Origin of the sequence: Leclercia sp. EC_58, from assembly GCF_019584355.1 — a bacterium.
GTDB lineage: Bacteria > Pseudomonadota > Gammaproteobacteria > Enterobacterales > Enterobacteriaceae > Enterobacter.
The window spans coordinates 1,862,631-1,876,725 of the sequence record NZ_VDAM01000001.1; the positions used below are offsets into that span (position 1 = coordinate 1,862,631).

Consider the following 14,095-nt stretch of genomic DNA (forward strand, 5'->3'; position numbering starts at 1 on the left):
CCTTCCATGAGTGTACATATCTCATTGGTCCGAATGCTTCCGGCAAATCGAATCTTTTTGACGTTTTTCGCTTCCTGCGTGATGTCTGCAAACCTCAGGGGGGAGGATTACAAAAAGCTATTGCTGATCGAGGTGGGATTCCAAAGTTACGTTGCTTGCATGCGCGTAGACCTCCTGAAGTCAGAATTGAAGTACATCTGTCAGATAATTCAGATGATCTGGAGCCAAAATGGAAATATATTTTATCTTTCATGCCAGAGGGTAAAGGTGCGCAAAGAACATTAATAAAATCTGAAGAAATTTGGCTGCGAGGAAATATAATCAAGCAGCGTCCTACTCAGGATGACGAAAAAGATACAATTAGACTTACACAAACTCTTTTAGAGCAAATTCAAGTAAATGCTGAATTTAGAGAGATATTTGAATTTTTTAGCGAGACAACGTATCTTCATCTTGTACCTCAACTGTTAAAGTACGGTGATATCATCGGTGGTCGACTATTAGAGGATGATCCTTTTGGACAAGGCTTTTTGGAACGCCTGGCAAAAACACCGACCAGAGTTCGTGATTCCAGACTAAGAAAAATTGAAATGGCGCTAACATTAGCCGTTCCTCAGTTTAAACAGTTACGATTCGTTAAAGATGACATTACTGGAAGGCCTCATTTAGAAGCGCTTTATACTCATCATCGACCAAATGCTGGATGGCAAAGAGAAGAGCATTTTTCTGATGGAACGTTGAGATTATTAGGGCTTTTTTGGTCATTGCTTGACGGTAACTCTTTATTACTCTTAGAGGAGCCTGAACTATCTCTTAACGACGCTATAGTAAAGGAAATACCAGTAATTTTGCAGAAAATTCAAAAGGATAAAAAAAGAAGGCGTCAATTGATTATTAGTACGCATAGTGAGGTTTTATTAAGTAATTTAGGTATTGATGCTCGAGGTATTTTGGTCCTTGAACCTGGCGTTGAGGGGACAAAAGTAAGACAAATTAATACCGAAGAGAAAAATGCAATTGAATGTGGACTATCAATTGCTGAAGTTGTGTTGCCTAAAACCCGACCTGAAAAAGCTGAACAGTTGGGGTTGTGGGAATGAGAAATATTGTATTAGCTACGGAAGATGAGTTAAGTGAATTTTTAGGCGAGAAGTTAATCAAAGAAGCTAATACTACTCTAAATGTTACTCTTAGACTAAGAAAAGGAGGATTTGGCTATTTAAAAAGTAAATTACCAAGTTTATGCAGTCTTTCTAAAAGCCAGTCTGTAATATTATTTACAGACTTAGACAATGCAGAGTGTCCAGTAAAATTAATTAGCCATTGGATGAATGGCATGGAAAAACCGCAAGGTCTTTTATTTCGCGTCGTAGTTAGAGAAATAGAATCATGGGTTTTGGCTGATCACAAAGCTTTTTCTGCCTATTTTGGAATTAGTCAAGCAAAATTACCTTCAGATCCTGATTCTTTACCTAATCCAAAAGCAGCTCTTCTAAAATTAATAGGGGGCTCCCGACGAGAAATCAAAGACGCCATGATCGCCAAAAAAGGAGCATTGGCTATTCAGGGAGTCGGCTATAATACAGTTTTAGTCGATTTTATTAAAACCTCATGGAGTTCAATAAGGGCTCAAGAACGTTCTAAAAGTTTGAAAAAAGCATTTATAAGAATTAACGAATTTTAATGCCCGATATGGAAACGAATCACTCGGGCATACCGTTATATTATATGTTATCAGCTGACGGGATGCCGAAATCGGGCATCCCGTTTTCGTTCCAGCGTACGGTTTTCAGGCGGGTGTGGCGGTTTGGATCGTACAGCGGATCGCCTTCGATTTCGGTGTAGTTGCGCGCATGGTAAACCAGCACGTCTTCCCCCTCCGGCGTTTGGGTAAAGCTGTTGTGACCCGGTCCATACTGGCGGTTCTCGTAGCTGGTGGTGAACACCGGCTGCGGGGATTTATGCCAGTTCGCCGGGTTACGTGGGTCAGCATTGAGGTCGATCCACAGCAGTCCCATGCAGTAGTTTTCATCGGTGGCGCTGGCGGAGTAGCTGATAAACAGCCGATCGCCGTGGAACAGCACCGCCGGACCTTCGTTGACCCAGAAACCGCGGCACTCCCAGTCATATTCCGGTTTGCTGAGCATCACCGGATCGCCTTTGAGCGTCCATGGGTTTTCCATTTCGCACAGATAAAGGTTCGAGTTACCGGTGATATCCGGGGCTTTTTGCGCCCAGAGATACCAGCGTTTACCCTGATGGACAAAGGTGGTGGCATCCAGCGCAAAGGTATCAAAGTGCGTTTTGATCTGCCCCTTCTCTACCCACTTGCCGGTGAGCGGGTCGCTGTCGGTGCACTCCAGGGCATACATCCGGTGCTGGAACATGCCCAGCTCGTCCAGCGCCTGAGTGTGGGCTGCTGCGAAGTAGATGTACCATTTGCCGTCGATAGCGTGCAGTTCCGGCGCCCAGATCAGATTGCCCATCGGGCCGCTGTCGGGTTTGCGCCAGACCACGACCTCTTCCGCGCTGCGCAGGCCTTCCAGCGAGTCGGCGCGGCGGATCGCCAGCCGGTCATACTCCGGAACCGAGGCGATAAAGTAGTACTGTCCTTCATGATGAAGAATGTACGGGTCAGCGCGTTGTTCAATAAACGGGTTTGGCCAGGTTTGCATTCGGCTTTCCTTATTCAGCGGCTTTGAGTTCCTGATAGTCATTCAGCTCGCGGTAGTTATTGCGACGCTTCTCCAGGTCTTCCTGGATCCGCTTCATCGTCTCACGGTCAACTTTCAGCAGACGTACCACGCCAGCGGTAATGAGATATCCAATGCCAGGAATAACGGTAAAGAGCAGGACGATGCCGTTGATGGCGTCCGCGCTTTGCGCTTTTGCGCCTGCATCATAACCGTACCAGGAGAGCAGGAAGCCCACCATGGCACCGGCAATGGCCAGCCCCAGCTTGAGGAAGAAGATGTTGCCGGAGAAGCTGATCCCGGTGATGCGTTTACCGGTTTTCCATTCGCCGTAGTCATCCACGTCGGCCATCAGGGACCAGTGCAGCGGGGACGGGATCTGGTGCAGGATGTTCAGCAGGAAGTAGAGCACCACAATGGTCACGGTGGCTTTTGGATCGAAGAAATAGAAGGCACAGGAGAAGATCGCCAGCGCGATGTTGGTCCAGAAGAAGACCTTCAATTTACACCAGCGGTCGGTCAACACTTTTGCCATAACGCTGCCGAGCATCATGCCCACCACACCCAGGCTGATAAACAGGGTCGCGAAGTGGGTGCTTTGGCCCATCACCCAGGTGACGTAATACATGGTGGCCGCCATGCGGATAAAGCCAGGGCAGACGTTACACAAGGTCAGCAGCAGGATGCGCACCCACTGGTCGTTTTTCCAGACATCTTTCAGATCGTTTTTCAGTTCGTCATGGGTCTGTACCGCCGGGCGCACACGCTCGCGCACCGTGGCGAAGCAGAACAGGAACATGCAGGTGCCAATCAGTGCCAGCACGGTCATGGCCATCTGATAACCTTTGGCTTTGTCCTCGCCGCCGAACCAGTCGGCCATCGGCAGCAGCGTCAGCGACAGCAGCAGCGTGGCAATACCTACCAGCACAAAGCGGTAGGACTGGCAGGCAACACGCTCTTTAGGATCGTTGGTGATCACCCCGCCCAACGAGCAGTAAGGAATGTTAATCGCCGTATAGGTCAGAGAGAGCAGGAAGTAGGTAACGAAGGCATAGATAACTTTGCTGTTGTAGGTCCAGTCCGGGGTGGTGAACATCAGGATGCTGAACAGCGCATAGGGGAAGGCGATCCACAGCAGCCATGGACGAAATCGCCCATACTTACTGCGGGTACGGTCGGCGATGGCACCCATAATCGGGTCGGTAACGGCATCAATTACGCGTACCGAGAGCAGCAGTACGCCCACCAGGGCGGGTGCCAGGCCAAAGATATCCGTATAAAAATAATTCACAAACAACATGATGGCGCCAAAGATGATGTTGCACCCGGCATCACCCATCCCATAGCCGATCTTTTCTTTCACTGATAATTTATTGTTATCCATCGACGTTTCTCCGAGTAGCGGTATGGAGAGAATTATTCGCTGGCAAAGGAAAATATGCGTTGCAGTATAACGTCGCTGATATGGATAAAATTGCTGTTGACGGGAAAGTGTGAGGAAGGTAACAACCCTCTGCGTCCGGGAGGACACAGAGGGAAGAGAATTAGTGCGCTTTTACCGTTTTAGCATTTTTCTGCTTACACATGTAGCCCACCCCGAGGATCACAATCCATACCGGGATCAGGTAGACCGAAATGGCCATGCCTGGGGTCATCAGCATGATAACCAGTACGGCGGCCATGAACAGCAGGCAAATCCAGTTACCCAGCGGGTAGAGCAGGGCAGGGAAACGCGTTTTCACGCCTTGCTGCTGCTTGGTACGACGGAACTTCATGTGCGCCAGGCTAATCATCGCCCAGTTGATCACCAGGGCAGAGACCACCAGCGCCATCAGCAGGCCGAAGGCCGATTCCGGTGCCAGGTAGTTAATCAGCACACACAGGGCCGTCACAATAGCCGACACGATAATGGTGTTTACCGGTACGCCACGTTTATCAACAGAAAGCAGCGCTTTCGGGGCGTTACCCTGCTGGGCCAGGCCGAACAGCATACGGCTGTTGCAGTAGACGCAGCTGTTGTAAACCGACAGCGCCGCGGTCAGTACTACTACGTTCAGCGCGTTCGCCACGAAAGTGTCGCCCAGCTCGTGGAAGATCAGGACAAACGGGCTGGTATCTGCGGTGACGCGGGTCCATGGCAGCAGAGAGAGCAGTACGGCCAGCGAGCCCACATAGAAGATCAGGATACGGTAGATAACCTGGTTGGTCGCTTTCGGGATGCTCTGCTCCGGGTTGTCTGCTTCTGCGGCGGTAATACCCACCAGCTCCAGCCCCCCGAAGGAGAACATGATGATCGCCATCATCATCACCAGCCCGGTCATGCCGTGCGGCAGGAAGCCGCCCTGATCCCACAGGTTGCTGACGCTTGCCTGAGGGCCGCCATTGCCGCTGAAGAGCAGCCAGCCGCCGAACAGAATCATCGCCACAACGGCAATAACTTTAATAATGGCGAACCAGAACTCCATCTCGCCGAACACTTTCACGTTGGTCAGGTTAATGGCGTTGATTACCACAAAGAAGACCGCCGCTGAGGCCCAGGTTGGGATTTCAGGCCACCAGAACTGGATATATTTACCGACCGCGGTCAGTTCCGCCATCGCGACAAGAACATAGAGTACCCAGTAGTTCCAGCCGGACGCGAAGCCGGCAAAACTGCCCCAGTATTTGTAGGCAAAATGGCTGAAGGAACCGGCTACCGGCTCTTCGACCACCATCTCACCTAACTGACGCATAATAAGGAATGCGATAAAACCGGCAATGGCATAGCCCAGAATAATACCCGGCCCGGCAGACTGAATAACCGATGCGCTACCCAGGAACAGGCCGGTACCGATCGCACCACCGAGGGCAATAAGCTGGATATGGCGGTTTTTAAGGCCGCGCTTTAGCTGATCGCCGTGCTGTTGACCTTCCATTATAAAACCTCGTGTGTGGTTGTTATGTTCACGCTCTGGCGTGTGTAATTATGAAATTCCATTTCATGTATTTATTAGTTTACGGTTCAATTGGCTGAAATAACCGACTGTGTCTTCCGTATTCGGAAGAATAGTGGTAAGCGACGGCGAATGCACCTGCTTTATGCGAGGAGAAAGCGAGTTCGAATAAAAAGAAAGCATTTGTAAATCGTCCCGTTTAAGTCCCTTTATCAACCTATAGAATAAAAATGCGCCATAAGTGGGCAGATTTTCATTTTTTACTCCGCTAAATCGGTTCAGATCGCACTTTTCACCGTTTCAATAAAGTTAAAACTGCCTCTTTCGGGGTAATCAATTCATATGTGCAGAGTTACACTTTTGAAACGTTATTTCTGTAAGGTTGTTAAAATAAGCAGGGTTTAATGATTTCAATCAAAACCAATATGGACACAAGGTGAATACTTTGTTACTTTAGCGATACGAACATGAAATTGGTAAGACCAATTGACTCCGGGCAAAAAGGCGTAAGACAGGGAATATGGCCTACAGCAAAATTCGCCAACCAAAATTATCCGATGTGATTGAGCAGCAGCTGGAGTTTTTGATCCTTGAGGGGACCCTGCGCCCCGGTGAAAAACTACCACCTGAACGCGAACTGGCTAAACAGTTCGACGTTTCCCGTCCCTCGCTGCGTGAGGCGATCCAACGCCTTGAAGCCAAGGGCCTGCTGCTTCGTCGCCAGGGTGGCGGAACCTTTGTGCAAAACAGCCTGTGGCAGAGTTTCAGCGACCCGTTAGTGGAGCTGCTCTCCGACCACCCAGAATCCCAGTTTGATCTGCTTGAGACCCGTCACGCGCTTGAAGGCATCGCGGCTTATTACGCGGCGCTGCGCAGCAATGATGCCGATCGCGAGCGCATCCGCGAACTGCATCAGGCCATCGAACGGGCTCAGGAATCCGGCGATCTCGACGCCGAGTCCGACGCCGTCGTCCAGTATCAAATCGCCGTCACTGAAGCGGCCCACAACGTGGTGCTCCTCCATCTGCTACGCTGCATGGAGCCAATGCTTGCCCAGAATGTTCGTCAGAATTTTGAATTGTTGTATGCCCGCCGGGAGATGCTTCCGCTGGTCAGCAACCATCGCACCCGAATATTCGAGGCGATAATGGCCGGGGAGCCGGAGCAGGCGCGTGAAGCGTCGCACCGTCACCTGGCTTTCATTGAGGAAATCTTGCTGGACCGCAGCCGTGAACAGTCGCGTCGCGAACGTTCATTACGCCGCATACAGCAACGAAAGGATTAAGCGCCAGTTTTTTAGAGCGCGGCAACTAAACGCAGAACCTGTCTTATTGCGTTTTCTGGCGAAAATGCAATGGGACAGGTTCCAGACAAATCAACGTATTAGATAGATAAGGAATACCCCCATGTCAGAACGTCTCCAAAATGACGTGGATCCGATCGAAACTCGCGACTGGCAACAGGCGATCGAATCGGTCATCCGTGAAGAAGGTGTTGAGCGCGCTCAGTATCTGATTGAACAGATGCTTTCTGAAGCCCGCAAAGGCGGCGTGAAAGTAGCTGCAGGTGCAGGGGCTAACAACTACGTAAACACGATTGCCGTTGAAGACGAACCGGAATACCCGGGCAATCTGGATCTGGAACGCCGTATCCGTTCTGCAATCCGCTGGAACGCCATCATGACCGTTCTGCGCGCATCCAAAAAAGATCTGGAGCTGGGTGGCCACATGGCATCCTTCCAGTCCTCTGCAACCGTTTATGAAGTGTGCTTTAACCACTTCTTCCGCGCGCGCACTGAAAAAGATGGCGGCGACCTGGTTTACTTCCAGGGCCACATCTCTCCGGGCGTCTACGCACGTGCCTTCCTGGAAGGTCGTCTGACTGAAGAGCAGATGAACAACTTCCGTCAGGAAGTTCACGGTAAAGGTCTCTCTTCTTATCCGCACCCGAAACTGATGCCAGAATTCTGGCAGTTCCCGACCGTTTCCATGGGTCTGGGCCCAATCGGTGCGATCTACCAGGCTAAATTCCTGAAATATCTGGAGCACCGTGGCCTGAAAGATACCTCTCAGCAGACCGTTTACGCCTTCCTGGGCGACGGCGAGATGGATGAGCCAGAATCCAAAGGCGCGATCACCATCGCGACCCGTGAGAAGCTGGACAACCTCTGCTTCATCATCAACTGTAACCTGCAGCGTCTGGATGGTCCGGTAACCGGTAACGGCAAGATCATCAACGAACTGGAAGGCATCTTCGCAGGTGCTGGCTGGAACGTTATCAAAGTGATGTGGGGCGGTCGTTGGGATGAGCTGCTGCGTAAAGATACCAGCGGTAAGCTGATCCAGCTGATGAACGAAACCGTTGACGGCGACTACCAGACCTTCAAATCCAAAGATGGTGCCTATGTTCGTGAGCACTTCTTCGGTAAATATCCTGAAACCGCAGCGCTGGTTGCAGACTGGACTGACGAGCAGATCTGGGCCCTGAACCGTGGTGGTCACGATCCGAAGAAAGTTTACGCTGCACTGAAAAAAGCGCAGGAAACCAAAGGCAAAGCAACCGTCATCCTGGCTCATACCGTTAAAGGTTATGGCATGGGTGACACTGCCGAAGGTAAAAACATCGCGCACCAGGTTAAGAAAATGAACATGGACGGCGTGCGTTATATCCGCGACCGTTTCAACGTTCCAGTGACCGACGAGCAGGTTGAAAACCTCTCCTACATCACCTTCCCGGAAGGTTCTGAAGAACACACCTATCTGCACGCGCAGCGTCAGAAACTGAACGGCTACCTGCCGTCCCGTCAGGTGAACTTCACTGAGAAACTGGAACTGCCAGCGCTGGAAGACTTCTCTCAGCTGCTGGAAGAGCAGAACAAAGAGATCTCTACCACTATCGCCTTCGTGCGTGCCCTGAACGTGATGCTGAAGAACAAGTCGATCAAAGATCGTCTGGTACCAATCATCGCGGACGAAGCGCGTACCTTCGGTATGGAAGGTCTGTTCCGTCAGATCGGTATCTACAGCCCGAACGGCCAGCAGTACACCCCGCAGGACCGTGAGCAGGTTGCATACTACAAAGAAGACGAGAAAGGTCAGATCCTGCAGGAAGGTATCAACGAGCTGGGCGCAGGCGCATCCTGGCTGGCTGCTGCGACCTCTTACAGCACCAACAACCTGCCGATGATCCCGTTCTACATCTACTACTCCATGTTCGGGTTCCAGCGTATCGGTGACCTGTGCTGGCAGGCAGGCGACCAGCAGGCTCGCGGCTTCCTGATCGGTGGTACTTCCGGTCGTACGACTCTGAACGGCGAAGGTCTGCAGCACGAAGATGGTCACAGCCACATTCAGTCTCTGACTATCCCGAACTGTATCTCTTACGATCCGTCTTACGCGTACGAAGTGGCAGTCATCATGCATGACGGTCTGCAGCGCATGTACGGTGAAGCGCAAGAGAACATTTACTACTACATCACCACCCTGAACGAAAACTACCACATGCCGGCCATGCCGGAAGGTGCCGAGGAAGGTATCCGTAAAGGTATCTACAAACTCGAAACCGTTGAAGGTAGCAAAGGTAAAGTTCAGCTGCTGGGCTCCGGTTCTATCCTGCGTCACGTTCGTGAAGCAGCGCAGATCCTGGCGAAAGACTACGGTGTGGGCTCCGACGTGTACAGCGTAACCTCCTTCACTGAACTGGCGCGTGATGGCCAGGATTGTGAGCGCTGGAACATGCTGCACCCGCTGGAAACTCCGCGCGTTCCGTACATCGCTCAGGTGATGAACGACGCTCCGGCCGTAGCATCTACTGACTACATGAAACTGTTCGCAGAGCAGGTTCGTACTTACGTTCCAGCTGATGATTATCGCGTACTGGGTACTGACGGCTTCGGTCGTTCTGACAGCCGCGAAAACCTGCGTCACCACTTCGAAGTTGATGCTTCTTACGTGGTTGTAGCAGCCCTGGGCGAACTGGCTAAACGTGGCGAAATCGATAAGAAAGTGGTTGCGGACGCAATTACCAAATTCAACATCGATGCAGAAAAAGTTAACCCGCGTCTGGCGTAAGAGGTAAAAGAATAATGGCTATCGAAATCAATGTACCGGACATCGGGGCTGATGAAGTTGAAATCACCGAGATCCTGGTCAAAGTGGGCGACAAAGTTGAAGCTGAACAGTCGCTGATCACCGTAGAAGGCGACAAAGCCTCTATGGAAGTCCCGTCTCCTCAGGCTGGCATCGTTAAAGAGATCAAAGTCTCTGTTGGCGATAAAACCGAGACGGGCAAACTGATCATGATTTTCGATTCCGCCGACGGTGCAGCAGCAGCTGCACCTGCGCAGGAAGAGAAGAAAGAAGCCGCTCCGGCCGCCGCTGCTCCAGCAGCTGCCGCGGCAGCGAAAGAAGTGAACGTGCCTGACATCGGCGGTGACGAAGTTGAAGTCACTGAGATCCTGGTGAAAGTGGGCGATACCGTTGCGGCTGAGCAGTCTCTGATCACCGTAGAAGGCGACAAAGCCTCTATGGAAGTGCCAGCGCCGTTCGCCGGTACCGTTAAAGAGATCAAGATCAACACCGGTGACAAAGTCTCTACCGGCTCCCTGATCATGGTCTTCGAAGTGGCGGGTGCTGAAGGCGCTGCGGCTCCAGCGAAAGCGGAAGCTGCTCCGGCTCAGGCTGCTGCTCCAGCTGCGGCTGGCGGTGCGAAAGAGGTTAACGTACCGGACATCGGTGGTGACGAAGTTGAAGTCACTGAAGTGATGGTGAAAGTGGGCGACAAAGTTGCCGCTGAACAGTCACTGATCACCGTTGAAGGCGACAAGGCTTCTATGGAAGTGCCTGCGCCGTTCGCCGGTACCGTTAAAGAGATCAAAATCAGCACCGGCGACAAAGTCTCTACCGGCTCCCTGATCATGGTCTTCGAAGTGGAAGGCGCTGCGCCTGCTGCTGCTCCGGCTGCCGCTGCTGCGCCAGCACCTGCTGCTGCACCGGCTCAGGCTGCTAAACCTGCTGCGGCTCCGGCTGCTAAAGCGGAAGGCAAATCTGAGTTCGCTGAGAACGACGCTTATGTCCACGCGACTCCGCTGATTCGTCGCCTGGCGCGCGAATTCGGTGTGAACCTGGCGAAAGTGAAAGGAACTGGCCGTAAAGGTCGTATCCTGCGCGAAGACGTTCAGGCTTACGTGAAAGAAGCGGTTAAACGCGCTGAAGCGGCACCTGCTGCTGCCACCGGTGGCGGTATCCCGGGCATGCTGCCTTGGCCGAAAGTGGACTTCAGCAAGTTCGGCGAAATCGAAGAAGTGGAACTGGGCCGTATCCAGAAAATCTCTGGTGCTAACCTGAGCCGTAACTGGGTGATGATCCCGCACGTTACCCACTTCGACAAAACCGATATCACCGATCTGGAAGCGTTCCGTAAACAGCAGAACGCCGAAGCTGAGAAGCGTAAACTGGACGTGAAATTCACCCCAGTGGTCTTCATCATGAAGGCGGTTGCTGCGGCTCTGGAACAGATGCCACGCTTCAACAGCTCCCTGTCCGAAGATGGCCAGAAGCTGACGCTGAAGAAATACATCAACATCGGTGTTGCGGTTGATACGCCAAACGGTCTGGTTGTTCCGGTCTTCAAAGACGTGAACAAGAAGAGCGTTACCGAGCTGTCCCGTGAACTGACCACCATCTCCAAGAAAGCGCGTGATGGTAAGCTGACTGCCGGCGAAATGCAGGGCGGCTGCTTCACTATCTCCAGCATCGGCGGCCTGGGTACCACCCACTTCGCGCCGATCGTGAACGCGCCGGAAGTGGCGATCCTTGGTGTCTCCAAGTCTGCGATGGAGCCGGTGTGGAATGGTAAAGAGTTTGTGCCGCGTCTGATGATGCCAATCTCTCTCTCCTTCGACCACCGCGTGATCGACGGTGCTGATGGTGCGCGCTTTATCACCATCATCAACAACATGCTGAGCGACATTCGCCGCCTGGTGATGTAAGTAAAAAAGCCGGCCTGACGGCCGGCTTTTTTCTGTTAATCTCATGCAGTTCGTGAGGTTATTGGCGAAAGCGGAAATTCGTGAGCCGTTTGTTGTTTCAAAATTGTTAACAATTTTGTAAACTGCGGGCGGATAGAACGTCCCGGTGGATGAAGGGCGACAAAGTACCTGGACCGCCGGAAATCAATAAGAGGTCATGATGAGTACTGAAATCAAAACTCAGGTCGTGGTACTTGGGGCAGGCCCTGCAGGTTATTCTGCTGCCTTCCGTTGCGCTGATTTAGGTCTGGAAACCGTCATCGTAGAACGCTACAACACCCTGGGTGGTGTTTGTCTGAACGTCGGCTGTATCCCTTCTAAAGCGCTGCTGCACGTAGCGAAAGTTATCGAAGAAGCTAAAGCGCTGGCTGAACACGGTATCGTCTTCGGCGAGCCGAAAACCGATATCGACAAAATCCGTACCTGGAAAGAGAAAGTCATCAATCAGCTGACCGGCGGTCTGGCGGGTATGGCTAAAGGCCGTAAAGTGAAAGTGGTTAACGGTCTGGGTAAATTCACCGGGGCCAACACCCTGGAAGTGGAAGGCGAAAACGGCAAAACCGTGATCAACTTCGACAACGCGATCATCGCGGCTGGCTCCCGTCCGATCGAACTGCCATTCATTCCACATGAAGATCCGCGCGTGTGGGACTCCACCGATGCGCTGGAGCTGAAAGAAGTACCAAAACGCCTGCTGGTTATGGGCGGTGGTATCATCGGTCTGGAAATGGGTACCGTTTACCATGCGCTGGGTTCAGACATTGACGTGGTTGAGATGTTCGACCAGGTTATCCCGGCTGCTGACAAAGACATCGTTAAAGTCTTCACCAAACGCATCAGCAAGAAATTCAACCTGATGCTGGAAACCAAAGTGACTGCCGTTGAAGCGAAAGAAGACGGTATTTACGTTTCCATGGAAGGCAAAAAAGCCCCTGCTGAAGCGCAGCGTTACGACGCGGTGCTGGTGGCGATCGGTCGTGTGCCGAACGGTAAAAACCTCAATGCAGGTGCAGCGGGCGTAGAAGTTGACGACCGTGGCTTCATCCGCGTTGACAAGCAGCTGCGCACTAACGTGCCGCACATCTTTGCTATCGGCGATATCGTCGGTCAGCCAATGCTGGCGCATAAAGGTGTTCACGAAGGCCACGTTGCCGCAGAAGTTATCGCCGGTATGAAGCACTACTTCGACCCGAAAGTGATCCCATCTATCGCCTACACCGAGCCAGAAGTGGCATGGGTCGGTCTGACCGAGAAAGAAGCGAAAGAGAAAGGCATCAGCTACGAAACCGCCACCTTCCCGTGGGCTGCTTCTGGCCGTGCTATCGCTTCCGACTGCGCAGACGGTATGACCAAACTGATCTTCGACAAAGAGACTCACCGCGTGATCGGTGGTGCAATTGTCGGTACCAACGGCGGCGAGCTGCTGGGTGAGATCGGTCTGGCGATCGAAATGGGCTGTGACGCTGAAGACATCGCGCTGACCATCCACGCTCACCCGACTCTGCACGAGTCTGTTGGCCTGGCGGCAGAAGTGTTTGAAGGCAGCATCACCGACCTGCCAAACGCGAAAGCGAAGAAGAAATAATTTTCTTCCGGCATGAAAAAAGCGGCTCCTGAGCCGCTTTTTTTTATTCTGAAAACCTACTGCACGACCTGCTGCCAGCGATCGTCCGGGTTAAACGTCGGGATCGCTTTCGCTTCCTCCGCTGACTTCTCGCCCAGATTCGCCTGCCAGACCCGATCGTCGCCGTTGATCATAAAGCTCATCACCCCGGTCTCGCCGTAGCTCACCGGCCAGGCGATCATCGCAAAGCCTGATTGACTGTCCGGCAGAATGCGGAAGCGATAGCCGTGATACCCCTGACCAGGCTCTTTCGGGCTGAAGGTCGGGCCGAGCGGGCTGGGCGCTTCGCCAGGCTGCACAGGCCAGTAGAGGCCATCTTTTTTGCCCTCGCTGCTGACAATCTTCTGCGCATAGTGCGTGGTAAGCGCGTAATAGCGCTCCTGCGCATCCACATAGGCATGCAGCGCTTCGATGGCGGCCAACTCGTTGCGTCCAGTCTCGCGGGTCAGGATCGCTTCGGCCCCCTCCTTGATATCGAATTGCCAGCCAGCAGCGGTTTTGACAACCGGGATCGGCAACTGCCAGTCGCTGTTTCCCACCACAAGATGTGCCGTATTACCCTCGATGATCGTATTGTGCCGGACTTTCCAGTCACGCAGGAAGCGATCGACGGCATCAGGCTCGACCCCTTCAGGTGGCAGAAAAGCGCGCCAGTTATCCCCCAGCAGATTATTCATTGCGCTTTCATTTTGCTCCCGGATGGCGCTTGCCAGGGCATCGGTCGCCTGGTCGGGCGTGTTGAAGGATTGCTGCGCCATCGTCGTGGCTGAAACCATGAACAACACCATTCCACAGAGTAGTTTGCTTTTCATGTCGG

Annotated in this window: 10 protein-coding genes; 6 read left to right on the top strand and 4 right to left on the bottom strand. The window is 52.4% G+C overall.

Translation table 11 applies throughout. The annotated features are described in order from the left end of the window. Nucleotides 1–23: 23 nt before the first annotated feature. Together FHC51_RS09075 and FHC51_RS09080 are read left to right on the top strand one after the other, a co-directional pair. The gene (locus FHC51_RS09075; protein WP_220436670.1) at nt 24–1,100 is read left to right on the top strand and encodes an AAA family ATPase; all 1,077 of its coding nucleotides are present in this window, start codon (nt 24–26) and stop codon (nt 1,098–1,100) included. Next, nucleotides 1,097–1,684: a DUF4276 family protein gene (locus FHC51_RS09080; RefSeq protein ID WP_220435370.1), complete on the top strand. Its 588-nt coding sequence runs from the start codon at nt 1,097–1,099 to the stop codon at nt 1,682–1,684. Before FHC51_RS09075 ends, FHC51_RS09080 begins: the two co-directional genes overlap by 4 nt. A gap of 40 nt (nt 1,685–1,724) precedes the next feature. On the opposite strand, the gene FHC51_RS09085 is transcribed toward FHC51_RS09080, so the two are convergent. The 3 genes from FHC51_RS09085 to aroP form a co-directional block, all read right to left on the bottom strand. Then, nucleotides 1,725–2,675 carry a family 43 glycosylhydrolase gene (locus FHC51_RS09085; RefSeq protein WP_220435371.1) on the bottom strand — a complete coding sequence of 317 codons (951 nt, stop codon included), beginning with the start codon at nt 2,673–2,675 and terminating at the stop codon, nt 1,725–1,727. A gap of 10 nt (nt 2,676–2,685) precedes the next feature. Beyond that, nucleotides 2,686–4,077 carry a glycoside-pentoside-hexuronide (GPH):cation symporter gene (locus FHC51_RS09090; RefSeq protein WP_103823266.1) on the bottom strand — a complete coding sequence of 464 codons (1,392 nt, stop codon included), beginning with the start codon at nt 4,075–4,077 and terminating at the stop codon, nt 2,686–2,688. A 160-nt stretch (nt 4,078–4,237) separates the two neighbouring features. Next, the gene (gene aroP / locus FHC51_RS09095; RefSeq protein WP_146052349.1) at nt 4,238–5,608 is read right to left on the bottom strand and encodes an aromatic amino acid transporter AroP; all 1,371 of its coding nucleotides are present in this window, start codon (nt 5,606–5,608) and stop codon (nt 4,238–4,240) included. 538 nt (nt 5,609–6,146) lie between these two features. Here aroP and pdhR point away from each other — a divergent pair. From pdhR to lpdA, 4 genes are all read left to right on the top strand, one after another. After that, nucleotides 6,147–6,911, top strand: a complete 765-nt coding sequence (gene pdhR / locus FHC51_RS09100; RefSeq protein ID WP_039030352.1) for a pyruvate dehydrogenase complex transcriptional repressor PdhR — start codon at nt 6,147–6,149, stop codon at nt 6,909–6,911. A 121-nt stretch (nt 6,912–7,032) separates the two neighbouring features. Further along, a complete protein-coding gene (aceE, locus tag FHC51_RS09105; RefSeq protein WP_103178292.1) occupies nt 7,033–9,696 on the top strand; it encodes a pyruvate dehydrogenase (acetyl-transferring), homodimeric type in 2,664 nt (887 codons plus the stop codon). Between the two features lie 14 nt (nt 9,697–9,710). Beyond that, on the top strand, nt 9,711–11,615 hold the full coding sequence (gene aceF / locus FHC51_RS09110) for a pyruvate dehydrogenase complex dihydrolipoyllysine-residue acetyltransferase (protein ID WP_103178293.1): 1,905 nt from the start codon (nt 9,711–9,713) through the stop codon (nt 11,613–11,615). Nucleotides 11,616–11,814: 199 nt separating this feature from the next. Next, the gene (gene lpdA / locus FHC51_RS09115) at nt 11,815–13,239 is read left to right on the top strand and encodes a dihydrolipoyl dehydrogenase (protein WP_103178294.1); all 1,425 of its coding nucleotides are present in this window, start codon (nt 11,815–11,817) and stop codon (nt 13,237–13,239) included. Between the two features lie 56 nt (nt 13,240–13,295). Here the strand turns inward: lpdA and FHC51_RS09120 are convergent, their stop codons facing one another. Then, nucleotides 13,296–14,090: a DUF2950 family protein gene (locus FHC51_RS09120; protein WP_220435372.1), complete on the bottom strand. Its 795-nt coding sequence runs from the start codon at nt 14,088–14,090 to the stop codon at nt 13,296–13,298. Nucleotides 14,091–14,095 lie beyond the last annotated feature (5 nt).